Source organism: Candidimonas nitroreducens, from assembly GCF_002209565.1.
GTDB classification, from domain to species: Bacteria; Pseudomonadota; Gammaproteobacteria; order Burkholderiales; family Burkholderiaceae_B; genus Candidimonas; species Candidimonas nitroreducens.
In genome coordinates, this window is the sequence record NZ_NJIH01000003.1 from 536462 (window position 1) to 559086 (window position 22625).

The 22625-nt window shown below is 64.5% G+C and carries 20 protein-coding genes; 8 read left to right on the forward strand and 12 right to left on the reverse strand.

Annotated elements, in window-relative coordinates; translation table 11 throughout:
- Nucleotides 1-266: 266 nt before the first annotated feature.
- Nucleotides 267-2954 (forward strand): cation:proton antiporter, encoded by a 2688-nt coding sequence (locus CEY11_RS06100; protein WP_088602456.1) that lies wholly within the window; start codon nucleotides 267-269, stop codon nucleotides 2952-2954.
- Between the two features lie 466 nt (nucleotides 2955-3420).
- Here the strand turns inward: CEY11_RS06100 and CEY11_RS06105 are convergent, their stop codons facing one another.
- The 5 genes from CEY11_RS06105 to CEY11_RS06125 form a co-directional block, all read right to left on the reverse strand.
- Complete coding sequence (locus CEY11_RS06105) at nucleotides 3421-3981, reverse strand: SCO family protein (protein WP_088602750.1); 561 nt, start codon at nucleotides 3979-3981, stop codon at nucleotides 3421-3423.
- Between the two features lie 228 nt (nucleotides 3982-4209).
- Nucleotides 4210-5100, reverse strand: a complete 891-nt coding sequence (gene cyoE / locus CEY11_RS06110) for a heme o synthase (RefSeq protein WP_088602457.1) — start codon at nucleotides 5098-5100, stop codon at nucleotides 4210-4212.
- Nucleotides 5097-6110 carry a COX15/CtaA family protein gene (locus CEY11_RS06115; RefSeq protein ID WP_088602458.1) on the reverse strand — a complete coding sequence of 338 codons (1014 nt, stop codon included), beginning with the start codon at nucleotides 6108-6110 and terminating at the stop codon, nucleotides 5097-5099. The genes cyoE and CEY11_RS06115 overlap by 4 nt, the downstream gene beginning before the upstream one ends.
- Nucleotide 6111: 1 nt before the next feature.
- Nucleotides 6112-6729 carry an SCO family protein gene (locus CEY11_RS06120; RefSeq protein ID WP_088602459.1) on the reverse strand — a complete coding sequence of 206 codons (618 nt, stop codon included), beginning with the start codon at nucleotides 6727-6729 and terminating at the stop codon, nucleotides 6112-6114.
- A 61-nt stretch (nucleotides 6730-6790) separates the two neighbouring features.
- Nucleotides 6791-7591, reverse strand: a complete 801-nt coding sequence (locus tag CEY11_RS06125; RefSeq protein ID WP_088602460.1) for an SURF1 family protein — start codon at nucleotides 7589-7591, stop codon at nucleotides 6791-6793.
- 34 nt (nucleotides 7592-7625) lie between these two features.
- Between CEY11_RS06125 and CEY11_RS06130 the strand changes: the two genes are divergently transcribed.
- Nucleotides 7626-7832: a twin transmembrane helix small protein gene (locus tag CEY11_RS06130; protein ID WP_088602461.1), complete on the forward strand. Its 207-nt coding sequence runs from the start codon at nucleotides 7626-7628 to the stop codon at nucleotides 7830-7832.
- Nucleotides 7833-8081: 249 nt separating this feature from the next.
- Here the strand turns inward: CEY11_RS06130 and CEY11_RS06135 are convergent, their stop codons facing one another.
- The 5 genes from CEY11_RS06135 to coxB all read right to left on the reverse strand — a co-directional run bounded on the left by CEY11_RS06135 (nucleotide 8082) and on the right by coxB (nucleotide 12287).
- Nucleotides 8082-8960: a cytochrome c oxidase subunit 3 gene (locus tag CEY11_RS06135; protein WP_088602462.1), complete on the reverse strand. Its 879-nt coding sequence runs from the start codon at nucleotides 8958-8960 to the stop codon at nucleotides 8082-8084.
- Nucleotides 8961-9018: 58 nt separating this feature from the next.
- Nucleotides 9019-9246, reverse strand: coding sequence for a DUF2970 domain-containing protein (locus CEY11_RS06140; RefSeq protein ID WP_088602463.1), 228 nt, complete (start codon nucleotides 9244-9246; stop codon nucleotides 9019-9021).
- Between the two features lie 9 nt (nucleotides 9247-9255).
- On the reverse strand, nucleotides 9256-9369 hold the full coding sequence (locus CEY11_RS25665) for a cytochrome oxidase small assembly protein (protein WP_233154737.1): 114 nt from the start codon (nucleotides 9367-9369) through the stop codon (nucleotides 9256-9258).
- A gap of 25 nt (nucleotides 9370-9394) precedes the next feature.
- Nucleotides 9395-11032, reverse strand: a complete 1638-nt coding sequence (gene ctaD / locus CEY11_RS06145; RefSeq protein WP_088602464.1) for a cytochrome c oxidase subunit I — start codon at nucleotides 11030-11032, stop codon at nucleotides 9395-9397.
- 94 nt (nucleotides 11033-11126) lie between these two features.
- Nucleotides 11127-12287, reverse strand: a complete 1161-nt coding sequence (gene coxB, locus CEY11_RS06150; RefSeq protein WP_088602465.1) for a cytochrome c oxidase subunit II — start codon at nucleotides 12285-12287, stop codon at nucleotides 11127-11129.
- A 249-nt stretch (nucleotides 12288-12536) separates the two neighbouring features.
- Here coxB and CEY11_RS06155 point away from each other — a divergent pair, with 249 nt between their 5' ends.
- A complete protein-coding gene (locus CEY11_RS06155) occupies nucleotides 12537-13364 on the forward strand; it encodes an NUDIX hydrolase (RefSeq protein WP_088602751.1) in 828 nt (275 codons plus the stop codon).
- Between the two features lie 246 nt (nucleotides 13365-13610).
- Here the strand turns inward: CEY11_RS06155 and CEY11_RS06160 are convergent, their stop codons facing one another.
- A complete protein-coding gene (locus CEY11_RS06160) occupies nucleotides 13611-13835 on the reverse strand; it encodes a DUF3717 domain-containing protein (protein WP_088602466.1) in 225 nt (74 codons plus the stop codon).
- Between the two features lie 642 nt (nucleotides 13836-14477).
- Between CEY11_RS06160 and CEY11_RS06165 the strand changes: the two genes are divergently transcribed.
- From CEY11_RS06165 to CEY11_RS06180, 4 genes are all read left to right on the forward strand, one after another.
- Nucleotides 14478-15302, forward strand: coding sequence for a PhaM family polyhydroxyalkanoate granule multifunctional regulatory protein (locus CEY11_RS06165; RefSeq protein WP_088602467.1), 825 nt, complete (start codon nucleotides 14478-14480; stop codon nucleotides 15300-15302).
- A gap of 47 nt (nucleotides 15303-15349) precedes the next feature.
- The gene (gene glmU, locus CEY11_RS06170) at nucleotides 15350-16723 is read left to right on the forward strand and encodes a bifunctional UDP-N-acetylglucosamine diphosphorylase/glucosamine-1-phosphate N-acetyltransferase GlmU (RefSeq protein ID WP_088602468.1); all 1374 of its coding nucleotides are present in this window, start codon (nucleotides 15350-15352) and stop codon (nucleotides 16721-16723) included.
- The gene (locus CEY11_RS06175) at nucleotides 16720-18117 is read left to right on the forward strand and encodes an MFS transporter (RefSeq protein WP_233154766.1); all 1398 of its coding nucleotides are present in this window, start codon (nucleotides 16720-16722) and stop codon (nucleotides 18115-18117) included. The genes glmU and CEY11_RS06175 overlap by 4 nt, the downstream gene beginning before the upstream one ends.
- A 178-nt stretch (nucleotides 18118-18295) precedes the next feature.
- On the forward strand, nucleotides 18296-19360 hold the full coding sequence (locus CEY11_RS06180; protein WP_088602469.1) for a glycosyltransferase family 4 protein: 1065 nt from the start codon (nucleotides 18296-18298) through the stop codon (nucleotides 19358-19360).
- A 32-nt stretch (nucleotides 19361-19392) separates the two neighbouring features.
- Here the strand turns inward: CEY11_RS06180 and CEY11_RS06185 are convergent, their stop codons facing one another.
- Nucleotides 19393-19878, reverse strand: coding sequence for an Lrp/AsnC family transcriptional regulator (locus CEY11_RS06185; protein WP_088602470.1), 486 nt, complete (start codon nucleotides 19876-19878; stop codon nucleotides 19393-19395).
- A 483-nt stretch (nucleotides 19879-20361) separates the two neighbouring features.
- Here CEY11_RS06185 and glmS point away from each other — a divergent pair, with 483 nt between their 5' ends.
- Entirely contained in the window at nucleotides 20362-22194 is a 1833-nt protein-coding gene (gene glmS, locus CEY11_RS06190; protein ID WP_088602471.1) for a glutamine--fructose-6-phosphate transaminase (isomerizing), read from the forward strand.
- The last annotated feature ends 431 nt before the right edge of the window (nucleotides 22195-22625 follow it).

The window sequence follows — 22625 nt, forward strand, 5'->3', positions numbered from 1 at the left end:
TGCAAGTGGCGCGGGGCAGGTCGCGTAATCGCCTAGAGCTTGATGCGTCGTTTGCCGAGCAAGTCGGCGGCCACCGGCCTGCCGTACTTTTGGCGTTACCGCGGCCCGGAATTTCCGCAGCGTGTCGTAGGCCCGCGCCCTCGCCCTCGCGGGCGCGCATTCCACTCCCGCACAAACACTGCACGAACAGATGCCGAAAAAACCGCTATCCTAAGATAATATGCACGCGCAAGCCGCCGCGGCGCGCGAAAAATGGGATCGGGTAAATGCAGGTAGGTTTCTGGGTATTCGGCTTGTCTGGCCTGCTGGCGCTGGTGTGCTTCATGCCGCCGCTGGCGGGCCGCCTGCACCTGCCGTATTCAGTGCTGCTGGCCATACTCGGCTTCGTGCTGGGCGTGGTCATCCACGTGCATGGCTGGGCGCCGGTGGTGGCCTCCGACTTCCTCGATTCGCTGCAGAATTTCGAGGTCTCGTCCGAGACCTTCCTGTTCGTATTCCTGCCTGTGCTGTTGTTCGAGACGGCGCTGTCGATCAACGTGCGCCGCCTGCTCGACGACCTGGGGCCCATCCTGATGATGGCCATCGTCGCGGTGGTGGTGTGCACCGTGGCGGTGGGCTTTTCCATGGCGGCCGCATCCAATTACGGACTGATCATCTGCCTGATGCTGGGGGCCATCGTGGCCACCACCGACCCGGTGGCGGTCATTGGCGTGTTCCGCGACGTGGGCGCGCCCAAGCGCCTGACCACGCTGGTCGAAGGCGAGGCGCTGTTCAACGACGCGGCGTCCATTTCCTTGTATTCGGTGCTGCTGGCCACGCTGTTCGGCAGCTCGCCGCTGTCGGCCAGCGCCGTGGTCGGCGGTTTCCTGGTCAGCTTCCTGGGCGGCGGCGTAATGGGCCTGCTGATGGGCCGCCTTACCTGCTGGCTGATCATGCGGCTGCGCGGCTGGCCGGCGGCCGAAATCACCTTAACCATCGCCTCGGCCTACCTCACGTTCTTCATCTCTGAACATTATTTCCATGTGTCCGGGGTGGTGGCCACCGTCATCGCCGGCCTGGTGGTGGGCTCCACGGGCCGCACCCGCATGTCGCCCACCACCTTCGAGCAGCTTGAAAGCGCCTGGTCGCAGTTCGGCTTCTGGGCCAATTCACTGATCTTCGTATTCGCCGCCATGCTGATCCCGCGCATGATGGACGAATTCACCTGGGTGCAGGTGCTGCTGGTGCTGCTGCTGTTCGTGGTTACGTTCGCCTCGCGCGCGGTGATGGTGTTCGGCGTGCTGCCCTTGCTGGGGCTGACGCGCTTCGGCACCAAGGTCAGCCCTTCGTACCGGGTGGTGATGCTGTGGGGCGGGCTGCGCGGCGCCGTTTCCCTGGCCCTGGCGCTGGCGGTTACCGAGCAGCACAACGTGCCGCACGAGGCGCGCCAGTTCATTGCCGTGGCCACCACGGGCTTCGTGCTGATGACGCTGTTCATCAACGGTATCAGCCTGCGGCCGCTGATCAACAAGCTGCGCCTGAACCAGCTCTCGCCCATCGAGCGCACCATCCGCAACCAGGCACAGGTGGTGGCGCTGGAAGACCTGCAGGCCCAGGCCGATGACATCGCCACGCGCGAGCACATCGGCGCCGAGGCGCGGGCGCGCATACACGCGGTGTTCGATGCCAGCCTGACGGCGGTGTCCGATGCCCAGGTGCGCCAGCTGTCCACTGACGAAAAAGTGGCGGTGGGCCTGGCCATCATTGCGTCGCGCGAAGAAGAAATGTTCTTCGACGTGCTCAAGGCGCGCATCGTCGACTGGCGCATGGCCGAATCGCTGCTGGCGCGCGCCGAGCGCATGAGCGATGCGGTGCGCGCCGGCGGCCTGAAGGGCTTCGAAGACGCGATCGCCGCCGACCTGCGCTATTCCGTGGGCTTCCGCCTGGCGCTGCGCATGCATTATCTGTTCGGCTTCCAGGGCTGGCTGGCGCGTGAACTGGCCTACCGCTTCATGAACCTGATGAACAAGCGCTCGGTGGCGCAGCGCCTGATCAAATTTGCCAATAGCGAGATCCAGCCGCTGCTGGGCGAAGAGGCCACGGCCGCCATCGTGCAGGCGCACCGGCGCCGTCTGGCCCTGCTCGAAAGCGCCATCCAGGCGCTGACCCTGCAGTACCCTTCGTTCGCCCTGTGGCTGCAGGAATCCTACCTGGGGCGCATGGCGCGCGCGCTGGAACAAATACGCTATCGCGACATGCTGACCGAGTTCCTGATCACCGGCGAAGTCTATGCCGACCTGGTCAAGCAGATCGACAGCCGCTGGAGCCATCTGGACAAAAAGCCGGCGCTGGACATCGCCATGAGCGCCAGCGAATTGATCCGCCGCGTGCCGCTGTTCGAGGGTATTTCGGCCGACGCCCTGAAAGCCATCAGCAAGCTGCTCAAGCCGCGCCTGGCGGTGCCCGATCAGCCCATCAGCATCCACATGGGGCGCATGCGCGCCATGTATTTCGTGGCTTCGGGCGCGGTGTCGGTGGTCTTGCCGGATCAGACCACCATGGAGCTCGGCACCGGCGAGTTCTTCGGCGAAATTGCGCTGATCTCGGGCAATGAATTCGCCATGCGGGCGCAGTCGCTGGGTTATAGCCGGCTGCTGATGCTGCCGGGCCGCGACTTCGACGCCCTGCTGGCGCGCGACCCGATACTGCGGGAAAAAATCGAGGCGGTCGCCAAGCAGCGCCTGCGCGCGCTGGCGGTGTGGCAGGAATTCCAGTCAGGGGTGCGCCAGTACGAGCCGCTGCCCGACATCCATGCGCTTGCGCCGCCGCAGGAAGAAGCGCCCGAGGCCGGGCCGGTCGAGCCTGCACCCGCGCCGGCCGAACCCTCACCCGAGCCTGAATCCGAGCCCGAATCGAGGCGCGGGCCTGAACCGCGGGCGCCGGGCGGTGAGTCGCCCAGCGGCTCGGCAGCCTGATACGGTTCACGTACAAAAGCCGCCGGGGCTGCCTCAGAGGCTTAAGGACTACGCCCAGTAGCCCAAGAATTCACTCGGCGGCCCAAGGACTCGATGTATTGCGGCGATGGCGGTATTGCGACGATGGTTGGTTCTTGAGGCGCCGGGGCTGCCCTGCGGAGTTCCGATGCTCGGCAGACTCGCCTGCGCTTCGGACTCCTCCGGGGTCCCCGGCTCGCAGCCGGGCATCCTGATCGGTTGTTATCCCGTTTCTAAACCAAGTTTGGTTTAGAAACGGATTAAAACCCGTCGCATGCCGCAGCGTGAGCTGAGGACCCCGGAGGAGTCCGAAGCGCAGCCCGAGTTTGGGCGAGCATCGGAACTCCGCAGGGCAGCCTCAGCGGATTAAAAACTGCACCCGGTAGCCAAAGAATTCACTCAGCGGCCAAAGGCCTCGATACCGTATAAGCGGCTTCCCGCTTATAGCTTATAAAAGCTGCTGGATATCCCCGGCGATCATTTTCGCGGTGGCATTGCCGTTCAGCAGTACCCGCGCCTGGCCCTGCTTGTCGATTATGTAGAACGACGAGGAATGATCCATGGCGTACTGTTCGGGCGTGGGGCCCGGTGCCTTGGCGTAGTAGGCCCTGAACGACTGCGCCGTCTTGTGCAGCTGTTCCGGTGTGCCGGTCAGCCCCTCGAAGCTCGGGTCGAACGCCTTCACATAGGCGTTCAGGATCTTGCTGGTGTCGCGCTGGGGGTCGACGGTAATCATGACGACCTGTACCTGCTTGGCTTCGTCTTTCAGCAGGCCCATGGCCTGGGCCAGCTCGGCCATCGACGTCGGGCATACATCGGGGCAGTGGGTGTAGCCGAAGAACACCACCAGCACCTTGCCCTTGTAGTCGGCCAGTGTGCGCAGCTTGCCGCTGCCGTCGACCATGGCCAGGCCGCTGCCGATGTCGGTGCCCGAAATATCAGAGCCCTGGAACTTGGGGGCGGCCTTCTGGCAGCCCGCCAGCAGCGCCAGAGCCGCGCCGCCGGCCATTGCGGCCAGCACCCGGCGCCTGCCGGGCCGGCTGATGCCTGTACACGTGTCTGTGGCGTGCGGCTGGGCGGGCGCGCCGGTTTTATCGGCGGACAGTCTGTGGCCGATCTGAGCGGGAAGAGGGGTATGGCGGGGCATGGCGGAATCCGGCGGCGACAAACAACAATACAGCGGCAAGGCCGGCGGTGCTGCGTGGCGGCGCGTGCTGCCGGCTGGGCGGGGGAAAGACTACAGCAGCGCGACCCAGTGATCCAGCAGCAGCGCGGCGAACAGCAGCGACAGGTACAGGATCGAATAGCGGAACAGCTTGCGCGCCAGTTCGTCGCTGTAGGCGCGATAAAGCTGCCAGGCATAGCGCACGAACAGGCCGCTGAGAACCACGGCGGCCGCCAGGTAGGCGAAGCCGCTCATGCGGATGACGAAGGGCAGCATGCTGGCCGAGAACAGCACGATGCTGTAGAGCAGCACGTGCAGCTGGGTGAACTTTTTGCCGTGGGTGACGGGCAGCATGGGCAGCCCCGACTTGATGTAGTCGTGGTTGCGGTACAGGGCCAGCGCCCAGAAGTGCGGCGGCGTCCATATGAAGATGATCAGCACCAGCACCCAGGCCTCGGCCGGCACGGCGTTGGCCACCGCGGCCCAGCCCAGGGCCGGCGGCATGGCGCCCGACAGCCCGCCTATGACGATGTTCTGCGGTGTAAGTGGCTTGAGCAGCGCGGTATAGATGAGAGCGTAGCCGACGAAGGTGGCGAAGGTCAGCCACATGGTCAGCGGATTGACCAGGTTGTACAGCACCACCATGCCCAGGCCGCCCAGCACGCCCGAAAATGCCAGCACCTGCGTGTTGGAAATGGTGCCGCGGGCCGTGGCGCGCCTTGCGGTGCGCAGCATGCGGGCGTCGACTTCGCGTTCAATTAGGCAGTTGATGGAAAAGGCGGCGGCCGCCAGCAGCCAGATGCCCAGGGTTGCCGCCACTACCTTGAGCATGGGCGGCAGGCCCGGCGAGGCCAGGAACATGCCGATGACGGCACAGAAAACGGCAAGCTGCGAGACGCGTGGCTTGGTCAGTACCAGGTATTGGCGCCAGAGGCTGGGTTGGGCGGCGGTAGCGGTGATCATTCCGGTATTTTAGACCTTCCGGCGCGCGACAGCCGCACCAATAATGTGACACTGGCCAGAACCAGGCCCGCGGCGCCGCCGTTGTGCAGCACCGCGATCAGCAGCGGCCATTGCAGGAAGATGGTGGCCAGCCCGGTGAACAGCTGGCAGGCCAGCAGCGCCAGCAGCAGCTTGGCCGGGCCGCGCAGCCCCGGCTCGCGGCGCATTTTCCAGCCCAGCGTGCCCAGGTAGACGAAGACGATGAAGGCGAAATTGCGGTGCGTCCAGTGTATGGCGGTCAGCGCGTACTGGGAAATAATGGCGCCCGAGGGCAACTGGCCCAGGGCGCGCACCAGCGAGTAGCCGTCGCGGAAGTCCATGCGCGGCAGCCATTGCCCGTGGCAGGTGGGGAAGTCCATGCAGGCCAGGGCCGCGTAATTGGTGCTGACCCAGCCCCCCAGCGCGATCTGCGTGGCCAGCAGCAGGAAGCCGAAAACCATCCAGGGCAGCCAGGCGCGGGCCGCGGCGGCAATCGGCAGGTGGCCGCGCTCGCGCGCCGCCAGCCAGGTCATCAGTGCCAGCAGGCTCATGCCCAGCAGCAGGTGGCTGGTGACCACGATGGGCATCAGGCGGTGCGTCACCGTCCAGGCGCCGAAGGCCCCCTGCACGCACACCAGCAGCAGCGTCGCCGTGGCCAGGCGCGGCGTCTGCCCCAGCCGGGCGCGGTAGCGCCATGCCATGTACACGATCGCGATGATCATCATGCCCAGGATCGAACCCGCGTAGCGGTGGATCATCTCGACCCAGGCCTTGAAGAAGCTTACCGCCCCGTAGGGCATGGCCTGCAGCGCGTTCTCGATGTGCCGGCTGGCCTGCAGCGGCGTGATCTGGCCATAGCAGCCGGGCCAGTCGGGGCAGCCCAGGCCCGAATCGGTCAGGCGCACGAAAGCGCCGAACATGATCAGATCCAGCGTAAGGAACCAGGTGGTGAAGACCAGCTTGCGGTATCTGGCGTGGATGCGGTCGTACATATCAGCCGATGCGCGAGTTGGCCAGCAGCTTCTTGATGTCGGATCGCACCTTCAGCGGATCGGCATTGGCGGGGAACTGCATCATCAGGTTGCTCAGCGGGTCGATGATCCACATCGGGTCGGCCAGTGTGGCGGCCGGGATGGTGGCCTTGGGCGCCAGGTAGGCGGCCAGCTTGGCGGGGTCGACGCGCACCATGATGGTGCCCTTGTAGGCGGTCAGGATCTGTTCCGAGACCGGCTTGTCGTCGGTAATGAACCAGACGCGCGTCAGCCGGTTGACTTCTTTGCCCTGGCTGGCGTGGGCATTGCGCAGCACGAACAGCTTCTTGACGCAGGATTCGGGGCAGGCGCCGCTGTCGGCACTGAGCAGCACCCATTTGCCGTGCAGGCTGCGCAGATCGAACGGCTTGCCGTCCAGGGTGCGCAGATCCAGCGCGGCGGGCTCGGGCACCGGGCGTTGCGGCTGTACCAGCGCGCCGTAGTTGTTTTCCGCCACGGGGCGCAGCCCCAGCGACGGCACATAGTAGGCCAGCAGGGCGAAGACCACCGGGGCGAGGCTGACGAGCAGCACGAGCACCAGGGGCGTGATGGAGCGGGGTTTGGCAGGCTTGTTTGGCATGAGGCTGATAGAGCTGGAGCTGGACGGACTGGACACGGATTCCTCGAGGGTGGGTGGGCCTTCAGGGGCGCTTGCCGGGCTGGGCGCCCGCGCGGCGGCGCAGGGCGCGCCCCAGCGTCACCAGCCACGCGATGGCGGCGATGGCGGCGAAACTGAACCACTGCATGGCGTAGCTGATGTTCTGGTTGGCGTCTTGCGAGGGGCGGGGCCACTCGCGGCCGAAGCCGCTGCCGTCGTCGCTGGTCTGCTCGATGACGACCGGCAGCAATTTTAAGCCACTGGCCCGGCCATAGGCGGCCAGGTCGATATTCTGTACTTCCGGCGGGTGCGCTTGCCCGGGCACGGGCAGCCGCGCCGGCATCTTGCCGGCATGGCGGTGTTCCAGCGACCACAGCTCGAACAGGCGCGGCACCTGGTTGGTCATGGTGCCTTGTAGCGTTACAGTATCGGTAGGGGCCGGTATGGCTTGCAGCCGGGCCCCGGGGCCCAGCGGGCTGGGTATCCAGCCGCGCAGCACCAGCACGGCGCTATGCGTGGCCGCTTCCAGCAGCAGCGGCGTGGCCACCCACAGCCCTGGCCGGCCCTTGAAGCTGCGGTTTTCCACCAATACCGTGGCGCCGTTCACCCAGGTGCCCGAGGCCTGGGCCTGACGCCATTTGATGAATTCCGCGGGCGGTGTGCCGGCCCGCAGCTGCAGCGGCGCCCTGCGGCTGGCTGCGTTGATGGCCTGGCTGATGGCGCGGCGCTCGTCGGCGCGCTGCAATTGCCAGCGCCCGGCCATCGCACACACGGCCAGCAAAACCGCCAGCACGACCAGAGTGGCCAGTGTGCGTTTGGGGGCAATGCTTGATCGTGCTGTCATGTCTGCAATAATTCCAGTTTTACTGGAGGCTGTTATGCGCTATGTAGTAATCCTGGCATTTCTGGGGATCCTGGGAAGCCTGGCCTCCGCCCTGTACTACCTGATGCGCGACAAGGGCGGCACCAACCGCACGGTAAATGCCCTGACAGTGCGCATCGGCCTGTCGATAGCCTTGTTCCTGTTCGTGCTGTTCGCCCATCATATGGGCTGGATACAAAGCACTGGCCTGCCCGCGCGCTAGCTTCAGGGTTGCCCCGTCGGCTTGGCCCAGGGCGTGCCCGCCGATCTGCGGCCAGGCGCCGGCATGAAATAAGCGTTTGGCGGGGGCCTTTGGTCATGCCCCTGATGCCGGCGCGCGACGCAATCGGCGCGCTTTTCGGAAAAAAGGCTGGCGGAGCCAGCCTTGAGGTATTGCCGTGTATTGCTTCCGGTACTGCGGTGTATTGCTTCCGCCCCGTGGGGCCGGGCCGCGCGAGGCGGCCCGCAGCGTTCAGAACCAGTATACGAACAGGTACAGGCCGAGCCAGACCACGTCCACGAAGTGCCAGTACCAGGCCGCCCCTTCGAAGCCGAAGTGGTGATTGGGCGTGAAATGGCCCCGGATCAGCCGCAGCATGATGATGGTGAGCATGGTGGCGCCGAGAATCACGTGGAAGCCATGGAAGCCCGTCAGCATGAAGAACAGCGAACCGAAAATGCCCGAATCGAAGCGCAGGTTCAATTCGGTGTAGGCATGGTGGTATTCGTGCGCCTGACAGGCAACGAACGAGAAGCCCAGGATCACCGTGACCAGCATCCAGAAGATGGCCTTGCTGCGATGGTCGGCGCGCAGGGCGTGGTGGGCGATGGTCAGGGTCAGGCCCGAGCTCAGCAGCAGCGCGGTATTGATCGTGGGCAGCCAGAAGGGGCCTACGGTCTCGAACGGGGTGATGATGCCCGCGGGGCCGAAGTTGGGCCAGGTGCCGGTGAAGTGCGGCCACAGCAAGGTCGTGGTGTCGAGGTTGCTGAGCCAGGGCGTGGTCACTTCGCGCGCATACCACAGCGAGCCGAAGAAGGCGGCGAAGAACATGACTTCAGAGAAGATGAACCAGGCCATGCTCCAGCGGTACGAGTGGTCGACTCGCTGGCTGTTCAGGCCGCCTTCGGATTCGTGGATGGCATCGCCGAACCAGCGGAACAGCACGAAGAAAAGGCTGAGCAAGCCGATGACGAACACGTAGACACCGGGGCTGTAGCTGTTGATCCAGAGCGCGGCGCCAAGCAGAACCAGAAATAGGCTGACGGCGCCGCGGATCGGGTGCATTGAATCCGGCGGCACGTAGTAGTAGGGTGCCGTTGCGCCTTGGGTGGCCGAGTGGCTTGCACTCATGGTGTTCTCCTGATGCAAATATACGAAACTGAAGTAGTTGTAATTCGGGCCATGGGGTTCAGCCCACGGCGCTGGAAACGGCCAGGTGGGCGACCCACACCAGCAACAGCACGAAGATGATCGCCGCTATGATGCCGCCGATGATAACGTGGCTGGCGTTGAGCTTGGCGATGTCTTCGGCGTAGCCTTTGCCCTTGCGTACACCAAAAAACGCCCAGCTTATGGCTTTTATGGTCTGCAGGAGGTTCAGCTTGCGCTGGGAAGGGTCGGGGGTCTCGTCGGCCATTCTGAAGCGTTAGCTGACCATCATGAGGCCGCCGCGGTAGAAGCACCAGGCGAATATCGCTATGGCAATGATGGCGAGTATCAACCCGGTTCTACGGCTGCGGCGGCGTTGTTCAGGTGTCATTACTGCAAATCGGTGAGGCTGGTGGTTACTCGGTTACTGCCACGCCGTCGGCGTTCCACTTGACGTGCGGGGGATTGACGAAGGTGTGGAAAGGCGCCGGCGAAGGAACAGTCCATTCCAGGGCGGTGGCACCTTCCCAGGGCCTGGCGGGTGCAGCTTCGCCACGGCCCGACCAAGCCTTGAGCACGACATACAGAAGGATCAGTTGCGACAGGCCGAACCAGAAGGCGCCGATAGTGGCGATCTGGTGGAAGTCGGTGAACTGGGCCGGGTAGTCGGCATAGCGGCGCGGCATGCCGGCCAGCCCCAGGAAGTGCATGGGAAAGAACGCCAGGTTGAACGACAGCATGGAAGACCAGAAGTGCAGCTTGCCGAGCTTTTCGTCGTACATGCGGCCGGTCCATTTCGGGATCCAGTAATAAACGCCGGCGAACATGGCGAACAGCGAGCCGGCCACCATGACGTAGTGGAAGTGAGCCACTACGTAATAGGTGTCCTGCAGGTCGATGTCGATGGGAGCCAGGGCCAGGATCAGGCCGGTGAAACCGCCGATGACGAACACGAAGATGAAGCCTATTGCGAACAGCATGGGGGTTTCGAAGGTCATGGAACCGCGCCACATGGTGGCCGTCCAGTTGAACACCTTCACGCCGGTCGGGATCGAGATCAGCATGGTGGCGTACATGAAGTACAACTGGGCGGTGACGGGCATGCCGGTGGTGAACATGTGGTGCGCCCACACCAGGAACGACAGAATCGCGATGGAAGCGGTGGCATACACCATCGAGGCATAGCCGAACAGCGGCTTGCGGGCAAAGGCCGGGATCACTTCGGAGATGATGCCGAAGGCCGGCAGAATCATGATGTAGACCTCGGGGTGGCCGAAGAACCAAAACACGTGCTGGAACAGCACCGGGTCGCCGCCGCCGGCTGCATTGAAGAAGGTGGTGCCGAAGTGGCGGTCGGTCAGAATCATGGTAACCGCGGCGGCCAGCACAGGCATCACGGCCAGCAGCAGGTAGGCAGTGATCAGCCAGGTCCAGCAGAACAGCGGCATCTTCATCAGCGTCATGCCGGGGGCGCGCAAGTTCAGGATGGTGACGATGATGTTGATGGCGCCCATGATGGACGAGGCGCCCATGATGTGCACGGCGAAGATCGTGAAGTCCATGCCCGGGCCCATTTGCAGCGACAGCGGCGCGTACATGGTCCAACCCGCGGCGTTGGCGCCGCCGGGCACGAAGAAGGAGATCGTCATCAGCGTGGCGGCCACCGGCAGCAGCCAGAAGCTGAAGTTGTTCATGCGCGCGAACGCCATGTCGGAGGCGCCGATCTGCAGCGGAATCATCCAGTTGCCGAAGCCCACGAACGCCGGCATGATGGCGCCGAAGATCATGATCAGGCCATGCATGGAGGTGAACTGGTTGAACAACTGGGGCTGGAAGAACTGCAGGCCCGGGTCGAAAAGCTCGGTGCGCAGCAGCAGCGCCAGCGTGCCGCCTTCCAGCAGCATGCAGAACGAGAAGATGAGATACATCGTCCCGATATCTTTGTGATTCGTGGCGAATAGCCAGCGGCGCCAGCCGTGCGGCATGGCATGAGCATGATCGTGGTCTTCGTGACCGTGACTTGCTGGTATGTGGTCGGCAGTGATGCTGCTCATGGTGAACTCCTTCCTACTCGACCAGGACGCCGAATTGCGGCCGCCCTGGGAAAAAACGTACGATTGATTGTACCCGTGGCTGGCGTGTGCCGGCCTAGCGCAAGGCCTTCACATCAGACGGTTGTACCACCGGATCCGGGCCCTTGCCAGCATTACCCCACGCATTGCGTGTGTATGTAATGGCTGCAGCGATCTCGACGTCGTTCAGTTGATTGCGCCAGGCCTGCATCGCGGTGCCGGGGTGTCCGTTGAGCACCGTGAGGATTTGGCCCTTCATGGGAGCCAGCACGAATTTCTTGTCGCCGTCCAGGGCGGGGAAGGTGCCCGGGATGCCCTTGCCGTTGGCCTGGTGGCAGGCCACGCAATTGGCGCCAAAAACTTCTTTGCCGCGGGCGACCAGTTCGTCTTTGGTCCACTTCTTGTTGGGATCGTCGGCGGCGCTGGCCAGGGCTTTCTTCTGGTCGGCAGCCCATTTTTCGTAGTCTTGCTCGGAAACCACCTTGACGGCGATCGGCATGAAGGCGTGGTTCTTGCCACAGAGTTCATAGCACTGGCCGCGGTAGGTGCCGATTTTGTCGGCGCGGAACCATGTATCGCGCAGGAAGCCGGGGATGGCATCCTGCTTCACGCCGAACTCGGGCACGCCCCACGAGTGGATGACGTCGGCCGCCGTGAGGATGACGCGTATCTTTTTGTTGACCGGCACCACCATGGGCTTGTCGACCTCCATCAGGTAGAGATCGTCTTTCGGAGCCTTGCCTTGGATCTGCTCGACGGGAGTCTTGAGGTTCGACAGGAACTGTACGCCGGCGGCCGGGCCGTCGAGGTAGTCGTAGCCCCATTTCCATTGGTAGCCCGTGACCTTGACGGTGAGGTCGGGGCTGGAGGTGTCCTTCATGGCCACGACCGTGCGGGTGGCGGGCAGCGCCATGCCGATGACGATGAGGAAGGGCACTACCGTCCAGGCGACTTCGATGGTGGTGCTTTCGTGGAACTTGGATGCGACCACGCCGCGCGACTTGCGGTGGTAGATGATGGAATACAACATCGTGCCGAACACGCCGATGAAGATGATCGTACAGATGATCAACATCATCCAGTGCAGCCACATGATGTCGTGGGAGATTTCCGTGACCCCGTTGTGGAGATTGAGCTGATTGACCCTGGGGCCGCCGGGCATGTCCTTGACTTCTGCACTGGCAACGCCCGCAAGCAGCAATGCGCCGGCACCCAGTAACCCTCTCAACTTCTTCATGCTGACCTCGAAATACGGCGTGTTTCGCCAGGAGATCGGCGTGCGTCAATCCGCCTGTCTCCGGGGGTAACACAAGGATGGTGAATGGCAGGCTTGTAATAAAGTGAACCTGGAATTACCTGCTCGAATTACTAAAAGACCGCAGAATTATAGCGAACATGCGACAATCGTGCCTTGATTCGACTTGGGCCAGAAGTGTTTCTGCCCTATGTGGCCGTGTCGTGGCCGCGTCATCTCGTAAACAATTGCATGAACCATTTGCCCGCCGGTGTGCCGGCCCAGGCGCTGCAAGAGCGCCAGCGCAAGCTGGGTCGCCAGGCCCAGCAGCTTCCCCCCAGCGGCTCGCGCCCCCTGACCGTTTCAGGGCGTGTATCGGGCTGGATCACCCCCAAGGCTACTCGGGCGCTGGCCGGCCTGCCCGGCGTCAGGGTCGAGGACGAAGCCGTGCATCTTACGGCCGCCAGCGGCCAGCGCATTATCTTGAAGGCCGTGCTGGAACGCGTGGCCCAGGTGCTGTTCGAGGCGGGCTGCGCGCGCGGCTGGCGCAATGAGTTGCTGGACGTGGTCGGCGAAGGCCGCCGCCTGTCGGTCATAGAGCGCGCCGCCATGCGGCCCCTGGGTCTGCTGACCCGCGCCGTGCACTTGAACGCCTGGACGGCTGGCGGCGATATGTGGATCGCCCGCCGCGCCATGACCAAGGCCACCAATCCCGGTATGTGGGATACCTTGGTCGGCGGCCTGGTGGGGGCAGGCGAAAGCCTGGACGAGTCCCTGCTGCGTGAAAGCAATGAAGAAGCGGGCCTGCTGCCGGCCCAGCTCGAAGCCCGCACGCCGCTGCACATGATCACCCGCATGCACCGGCGCCTGCCCGAGGGCTACCAGGTCGAAGACCTGCTGGTCAGCGAATGCGTGCTGCCCGCCACGGCCGCGCCGCGCAATCAGGACGGCGAGGTCAGCGAGATCCGCACTGCTCCGGCCGAAGAAGTATGGGCCATGGTGCAGGCGGGGGAATTCACGCTCGAGGCCGAGCTGGTCATCGTCGACTGCCTGTGCCGCCGGCTGGCGGCGGCTTCATAAGGCCCCGGGCCGGGGCTTGTCTGCCGGCTCTGAACCAGGGCGTGGCGCCCTGTTTGGGCGTCGCATATATCTTTCATGTATCCATCTTTCATGTATCCGGTGTGTGGATCCGGCGCCTGCGCGGCGTTGCGCCTGCCCGATTTACATTCATGGCGTAACTGAACGTTCATGGCATAACCGGACGCTCATGGCATAGCCTGAACGTTCATGGCATAACCGGACGCGCCGCTGGTTGCGCTAACGGCCCTAACGGCCTTGCGCCGAACCCCAGTCTGTCAAGGCCTGGCGGGCCTCGGGCGCAAGCTGCGCCGCGGCGATTTCGCGCCGGCCTTCGAAGATCATCAGGGCATAGGGCTCGGCCAGCGCGCTGGCCTGCGGGCACAGCGCCAGCTCGTCGCCGGTCGAGGGCGAGCGGGCGCGCCAATAATTGATGGCCGACTCCAGTTCCGCAAGCGTGTAGGTGGTTTCCATGGGCAGGCCTGGCCTGTGATGTGCGGTTTGAGTACATCACGCCGGGCCTGCGCCCAGCGCGTCGGTATCGTTGATGTCGATATATTAATATTGACCCGAGGTGAGCAGGATATAGCCCCGGGATGAGCAGGCCAAGCCTGGCCACGCCAGGCCTGAGCCTCGGGTAGCGGGATCGGCCGCCGGTCATTGCTTGCCGGATCGTACGCGCCGTTGCGCCGTTGGCTGCCGGCTGCTGACTGCGGCATTACTGTCTACTGCGCTGCGGGCTGCCGTGCTACTGCTTGCTGCGTTACCGGCTGCGTTACTGGCTGCCGCGCGCGCTATACCGGCTACTGCGCCGGCGTCTGATTAGACGCTGGGTGAAGTTCAGTTTAAGCTTACGGCAACGCCCGCCGCACGGGGCGTTCCGGCCGCCGGCCAGCCTTTGATACGGATGCGTACCTCAAAAAGATAACAGCGTTGTTGCACCTTGCCGTACTGCTTGCGCTGTCCGCGGCTTTGGCTTTGCATCCTGTTCTCTTTTTGAGTGCGAACCTGTATAAGCCGCAACAGGTGGGGTTATGCCTCCGCCGGGCGCACAGGGCAGGCCGGGCCGGTTTCTGCCTTGCCTAGCAAACAGTATGCGCCGCCCAAGGAGCTGTCATGGCCACTCGACAAAATAGCAATCCATTCGTACTGCCCGGTCTGGGCCAGTCCGCCGATCTCGGGCAGAACCCCCTCATGGCCAGCATGGAAATGATGCGCCAGGCCTGGCAAGGCTTGGCCGGCACCGGGGCACTGGGGCAGTCGGCCCTGGCGGCGTCCATGAATCCCGAAGACCTGGATCGCCGCATCGCCGAACTGCAAGTCGTCGAAAACTGGCTGAAGATGAACCTGTCCATGCTGTCCAGCACCATACAGGGGCTGGAAGTGCAGCGCGCCACCATCGCCACCGTCAAGGCGTTCATGGGCGGCGGCGCGCCCGCCGCCGGCATGGGTGCGGCTGGCATGGGCACGGCCAGTAGAGGCGGCGCCGGCACGAGCAGTGCGGGCGTGGCCGGCACAGGCTCTTCGGGCGCGGATTCTGCCGCGCAGGCCGGATCCCATGCCGCCGGCGCCTTCGGCGCCGCCGCGCAAGCGTCGGCCAAGCCGGCCGACAGCGGGGCGGGTTCGGCTGCGGGCTCGGCCGATGGCGCTTCCACCCAAGGTGGTGGCGCAGCGCCCGGCGCGGGCGCGACCCCCGATGCCATGGATTTGTCCGCCGTGCAGGCCGCCACGCAAGGCTGGTGGGAAATGCTGCAAAAGCAGTTCGACACGCTGGCCGCGGCCACCGCCGCAACCATGCGGCCCACCGAAGCCAAAGAACAGCCCGCCGCGGGCGCAGCCTCGCAGGCCAAGCCGGCCGGCAAGCGCCCCGCGGCCAAAAGCGCGCCGCGCAAGCGCGCGGGCGGCGCGGGCAAACCCGGCAAAACGGGCTCCGCGGCATGATTCCAGGCCCGCGGCAGCGGGCATTTTCATCTTAACTCTACCCATTTATGCTGAATATCGTCATACTCGCTGCCGGCCTCGGCAAACGCATGCAGTCCGACTTGCCCAAGGTGCTGCACCAGGTGGCGGGCAAGCCCATGCTGGCCCACGTGCTGGACAATGCCCGGCTGCTGCAGCCCGACCGCATCGTGGTGGTCGTCGGCCACGGCGCCGAGCGCGTGCAGCAGACCTTTGCCGGCCAGGCAGATCTTAGCTTCGCCATGCAGCGCCCGCAGCATGGCACCGGGCACGCCGTGCAACAGGCGGTGCCGCAGCTGCTGGAAGGCGACGGCGGCGCCGATGCCACCCTGGTTCTGTATGGCGATGTGCCGCTGGTGCAGGCCGAGACCCTGCAGCGCCTGCTGCAGGCGCGCGGCGACGGTGTCGCGGTATTGACGGAAACCCTGCAAGACCCCACCGGCTACGGCCGCATCGTGCGCGACGCCCAAGGCCGGGTGGTGCGCATCGTCGAGCACAAAGACGCCGGCCCGCAAGAACTTGCCCTGCACGAAGTCAACACCGGCATGCTGGCCGCGCCCACCGCGCGTCTCAAAGACTGGCTGGGCCGCATTCGCAACGACAATGCCCAGGGCGAGTATTACCTGACCGATGTCGTCGCGCTGGCCGTGCACGACGGCGTGCCCGTCCATGCCGCGCAGCCCGCCGCCACCTGGGAAACCCTGGGCGTCAACAGCCGCGTGCAGCAGGCCGCGCTCGAGCGCATCTGGCAGGGCGAGCTGGCACGCCGCCAGCTGGAACAGGGCGTGACCCTGGCCGACCCGGCGCGCTTCGATCTGCGCGGCTCGCTGGCCTGCGGGCGCGACGTCTACATCGACGTGGGCTGTGTGTTCGAAGGCGTGGTGGAGCTGGCCGACGGCGTGCGCATCGGCCCGCATTGCGTGCTGAAAGACGTACGCATCGGCGCCGGCACGCAGGTCGAGGCCTACAGCCACATCCAGCAGGCCGTGGTCGGCGCGGACGCGCGCATCGGCCCCTACGCGCGCCTGCGTCCCGGCGCCGACGTCGGCGACGAAGCGCACGTGGGCAACTTCGTCGAAATCAAGAAGGCCCGCCTGGGCCATGGCTCCAAGGCCAACCACCTGTCCTACATCGGCGATGCGCGCATCGGCGCGCGCGTGAACATCGGCGCGGGCACCATTACCTGCAACTACGACGGCGTCAACAAGTTCGAAACCGTCATCGGCGACGACGCCTTCATCGGCTCCGACACCCAGCTGGTGGCGCCGGTGCAAGTGGGCGAGGGCGCGACCCTGGGCGCCGGCACCACGCTGACGCGCGATGCGCCGGCGGGCAAGCTGACGGTTTCCCGGGCCAGGCAGCAGACCATCGAGGGCTGGACGCGTCCAGGCAAAAAGTCCTGACCGTGGCGGACTCCAAAACTTCCGCAAGAAAATCCGCGCCGGCCGCGGACGGCCTGCCGGCGCCGCGGCGCTATTGGGCCGTCATTACGCTGATGTCGGCCATGGCGGTGTCCACGCTGGATGCGACGGTGGCCAATGTGGCGCTGCCCACCATCGCGCGCGAACTGTCCATAGATCCGGCCGCAGTAGTGTGGGTGGTCATCGCCTACAGCCTGATGGTCGTAGTGTCTCTGCTGCCCCTGTCGGCGGTGGCCGAGCGCATCGGCTTCCGGCGCATGTTCGGCCTGGGCATTGCCGTGTTCATGCTTTCTTCGATAGCTTGCGCGCTGTCGACCACGCTGACCGGCCTGGTGCTGGGGCGGGTGGTGCAGGGCTTCGGCGCATCCATGCTGATGTGCCTGTTCGGCGGCCTGGTGCGCAACATCTATCCCTTGCGCAAGCTGGGTTTCGGCATCAGCCTCAATGCCATGGTGGTGGGCATTACTTCGGTGCTCGGGCCGACCATAGGCGCCTTCATCCTGACCGTGGCCTCGTGGCCCTGGATCTTCGCCATCAACGTGCCCATCTGCCTGGCGGCCTACCTGGGCATACGCTTTTTGCCCGACGTGCCGCGCAACCATGTGCGCTTCGACTGGATCGCCTGCATGCTGAGCGTGGTGGCCTTTGGGCTGGCGATCGTGGGCCTGGACGCCATCGTCAAGTTTCCCTGGCGCGCCGCCTTGTGCCTGCCGCTGGCCGCGGCGGCGGGCTGGGTCTTGGTGCGCCGTTCGCGCGAGCAGCCGGCCCCCCTGGTTCCCATAGACCTGCTGCGCATCAAGCCGGTGGCCTTTGCCGTGGCCGCGTCGGGCTTTTCATTTGCCGCGCAGATGGCGTCTTTCGTCTCGCTGCCTTTCTATTTCCAGTCGGTCATGGGGCAGAACGATACCCAAGTCGGCCTGCTGCTGGGCGTGTGGTCGCTGGCCGTCGCCATCATGGCGCCGCTGGCCGGCGTCATGTCCGACAAATTTCCCGTGGCCATACTGTGTGCCATCGGCGCCGGCTGCATGGCCCTGGGCCTGGGCATAACCATTGCGCTGCCGGTGGGCACGGCCTTCGCCTGGATGGCCGCGGCCATGTTCCTGAGCGGCGTCGGCTTCGGCTTCTTCCAGACCCCCAACAACCGCGCCATGCTGGCCGGCGCGCCGCGCAACCGCAGCGGCGCGGCCGGCGGCATGCAGGCCACCACCCGCGTGTTCGGTCAGAGTTCCGGCACCGCGCTGGTAGCCATCGCCTTCGCCTCCAGCGTGGCGCACGGCCCGGTGCTGGGGGTAGTGGCGGCCATCTGCTGCGCGCTCGCGGCGCTGTCGACCAATATCGTGCGGCATATGAATCCGGTCGCGGATCTGGAGTTCTGAAACCGTGTGCGACATGGCCCGGTTGCATGGCCGGCGTGCTGAAATCATGCACCATATACGCCGCTTGCCAGCCTGGATGTCTGGGCTGCCATGCGCATCCTGTAACTGGCCCTGATCTGAAGTTCCGGGCCACAATGCGTATCTTGCAACCGAACCAGATCTGGAATACTGAACCCCTATGCGTATCCTGCAGCTGAATCTCGAGCGGGGCTGGCGCGGCGGAGAGCGGCAGGTGCTGCTGACCCTGAGGGAGCTGCGCCGCGCCGGCCACGAGGCCGCGCTGCTGGCGCGCCGCGGCGGCGAACTGGCGTGGCGTGCGCTGGCCGAGGGCCATACGGTATATGAATGTTCCGGCGCCGCCGGCCTGTGCGCCGCGCTGTTGCGCCATGGGCGCCGCTTCGACATCCTGCATGCGCAGACCGCCAACACGCTGAGCTGGCTGGCCTTGCTCAAGGCCTGGCTGCGCCGGCCCGTCGTCTTCACGCGTCGTACCGCATTCGAGAAGGGCGGAAGAAGTGCGGCGAAAACCGTGTGGAAATGGCGCCAGGCCGATGCGCTGGTGGCGATCAGCCAGGCTGCCGCCGCCCAGCCGCGGCGCCTGGGGCTGGCCACCACCATCATTCCGAGCGCGGTCGAAGCCACGCCCGCCAACCCCGTGCACTGCCATGAATTCGCCGCGCGCCTGAACCTGCGCGGCCGGCGCGTGCTGGCCACCGCGGCCGCGCTGACCCGCGAAAAAGATCCCTGCACCCTGGTGCGCGCCGTGCACGAATTGGGCAAGCAGCGCGACGACTTCGTATTCGTGCACCTGGGGGCGGAAGGCGATGCCACCGAGCCCGCGCGCCAGCTGGTCGCCGAGCTCGGCCTGCAGGAACGCTATCTGTTCGCCGGCTTCGAAGCCGCGGTGGAAGACCTGTACGCCTTGATGGACGTATTCGTGCTGAGTTCGCGCGCCGAAGCCCTGGGCACCAGCGTGCTGGACGCCTTCCTGCGGCGCGTGCCGGTGGTAGCCACCAACGCCGGCGGCTTGAAGGAAAGCCTGGCCGACGGGCGCGGCCTGTGCTGCGAGGTCGGCGACCACCAGGCCCTGGCGCGCGCCATGGCGCGCCTGCTGGACGACGCGGCGCTGCGCGCATCCATCATCGACCGGGCCTACGACTACGTCGTGCGCGAACACGACCCGGCCCGCATGGCCGAGCGGTATATCGAGGCTTATAAGAGCGTGCTGAAGGCTCGAACCTGATGCCGCCTGCGGCTTGGCCCTGGGCTGTGGCCCTACGCAATATCAATCCGGGTTTCGAACTTCGCGCGATGCACCGAAAAGAAGGTGCGCACATTGCGCACATTAGCGTGGCTGGTGAACGCCCGGTGAGCCATCGCGTGGTACGCCGGCATATCGGCCACCTGAGCCAGCAGCACAAAGTCGGGGCCGGGCGACACCCGGTAGCACTGCAAAATCGCGTCCTCGGCCAGCATCGCCGCCTCGAAGCTGTCCAGCTGTTCCGCGCTCTGCACGTCCAGCGTAATTTCGATGATTGCCGTCAGCGTACTGCCCAGCCTGGCCGGATCCAGAATCGCCACCTGCTTGGCAATGACCCCCGACTCCGTCAACCGCCGCACCCGCCGCAGGCATGTCGGCGTCGAAGCGTGCACCCGGTGGGCCAGTTCCTGATTGGTCAGCGAACTGTCCACCTGCATCTGCTCCAGTATGCGGCGATCCAGATCGTCCAGGTCGACAGGGGCGGGCGGTTTGTTTTGCATGAATTTCGTGGCCTTTGTGATTGCCGGTGACAGCTAAGGCCCCAGGCTTGTGTCAATTTCGGGCTAGGGCACTTTCAGTTCAGGTCTTTACCCCTTTCGAGGCATCGCTTCAGATAAGTGCTGCGGAAAACCCTTAAACATTTGAGCCAAAATTGCTCCAGGCCCCCGGCTGCTCCGGGCCCGAGGGGCCGAAACGGCTGAAACAGCTGAAGGGGCTGAAAGGGCCGGAGGCTCCTCTTCGCTTATATCTTTGCAGGCCTCATTTTCATAATTCTAATTGAGAAAATAAATCAAATATATGAAATTATATTTCAACATATATTTGTAAAGAAATATTATTTCATAGTAAATAAAAATAAGAAATCAAATTTCTTCAAGCTGTGCCCACAATAGACCCCATTCCAGTTCCGCCTCTGCCTCCATCTGGCGCCGGACTCCCGGCGCATCAATAGGCCCTCGGAACCCAACCAGGAGTCCCCCATCATGTGCGGCATAGTTGGCGCCGTCGCCCAGCGCGACATCACCCCCATCCTTCTGCAAGGCCTCAAGCGCCTTGAATACCGAGGCTACGATTCCTGCGGCGTCGCCGTTTACGCCGACGGCGAACTCAAGCGCGCGCGCAGCACCCAGCGCGTCGCCGAACTCGAGCGCGAAATCCAGGCCGAGCAGCTCAGCGGCTACACCGGCATCGCCCACACCCGCTGGGCCACCCACGGCGCGCCCGCCACCCACAACGCCCACCCGCACTTCTCCAGCCAGGGCAAGGGCCCGGCGCGCATCGCCCTGGTGCACAACGGCATCATCGAAAACCACGACGAACTCCGCACCGAACTGCAGGCCGCCGGCTACGTCTTCGAAAGCCAGACCGACACCGAAGTCATCGCCCACCTCATCAACCACCTGTATGCCGGCGACCTGTTCGAAGCCGTGCAGCAGGCCACGCGCCGCCTGACCGGCGCCTACGCCATCGCCGTATTCTGCCGCGACGAACCGCACCGCGTCGTCGGCGCGCGCCACGGCTCGCCCCTGGTCGTCGGCCTGGGCAACAACGAAAACTTCCTCGCCTCCGACGCCCTGGCCCTGGCCGGCACCACCGACCAGATCGTCTACCTGGAAGACGGCGACGTCGTCGACCTGCAACTGGCCCGCATCTGGGTCGTCGACGGCCAGGGCCGCCCGGCCGAACGCCCGGCCCACACCGTGCACGTGCATACCGGCGCCGCCGAACTCGGCCCCTATCGCCACTACATGCAAAAAGAAATCTTCGAACAGCCGCGCGCCGTCGGCGACACCCTGCTGGACATCGAAAGCATCACCCCCGAACTATTCGGCGATGCCGCCTACAAAATCTTCAAAGACATCGACAACGTCCTGGTGCTGGCCTGCGGCACCAGCTACTACGCCGGCCTGACCGCGCGCTACTGGATCGAATCCATCGCCCGCATCCCCGTCAACGTCGAAATCGCCAGCGAATACCGCTACCGCGACAGCGTGCCCAACCCGCGCACCCTCGTCGTCACCATCTCGCAGTCCGGCGAAACCGCCGACACCCTGGCCGCCCTCAAGCACGCACGCAGCCTCGGCATGGAACACACCCTGACCATCTGCAACGTCGCCACCAGCGCCATGGTGCGCGAATGCAAACTGGCCTACATCACCCGCGCCGGCGTCGAAATCGGCGTGGCCTCTACCAAAGCCTTCACCACCCAGCTCACCGCCTTATTCTTGCTGACCCTGGCGCTGGCCCAGGTCAAGGGCCGCAGCACCGACGAACAAGAAGCCGAGCACCTCAAGGCACTGCGCCACCTGCCCGTGGCCATCGGCGCCGTGCTGGCGCTGGAACCGCAAATCATGGACTGGGCCGACCGCTTCGCCAGCAAAGAAAACGCCCTGTTCCTGGGCCGCGGCATGCACTACCCCATCGCCCTGGAAGGCGCGCTCAAGCTCAAGGAAATCAGCTACATCCATGCCGAAGCCTATCCCGCCGGCGAACTCAAGCACGGCCCCCTGGCCCTGGTCACCGAGCACATGCCCGTCGTCACCATCGCCCCGCGCGACGAACTGCTGGAAAAGCTCAAGTCCAACATGCAGGAAGTCCACGCCCGCGGTGGCGAACTCTACGTCTTCGCCGACGCCGACACCCGCATCGGCAGCAGCGAAGGCATACACGTCATCCGCATGCCCGAACACTACGGGAAACTGTCGCCGATTCTGCATACGATACCGCTGCAGCTACTGGCGTATCACACGGCGTGTGCAAGAGGGACGGATGTGGATAAGCCGAGGAATTTGGCGAAAAGTGTGACGGTGGAGTAGGGGGCGAATAGCTTGTCGATGGGTACCGCGTGAGGTTGATCTTGCGTTTAAGTGCATTGGTGCCTTTGAACTTGCTGGCGTCCGGAATTTGACGGCCGCAAGCCCTAGGGGCAAGCCATGCAGCGTCACCTTCAAGCTGGAGTACATCAAGATGCCGTAAATGGTGTTGCGTGCGACCCGACCGATCAGGCTTGTCTCGCCAACAACATCTTCATAGAAAATTGCTGCCGTATTGTGCAGGATCAACACCGGCTCCCGCATTATTCTGGCCTGCTCCTGAGTGCGATGCATGTGGCCAGCAATGATCGAACCTTCATCGACGCGTAGGTTAGAGAAAAAACGATAGGCCGCTTTCGTTTGCGCTCAGTCCCGGCTTGCGAATGGGATACTCGGCCCTTCGGCTGCTGAGAGTTGCATGAGCACTTGTCGGA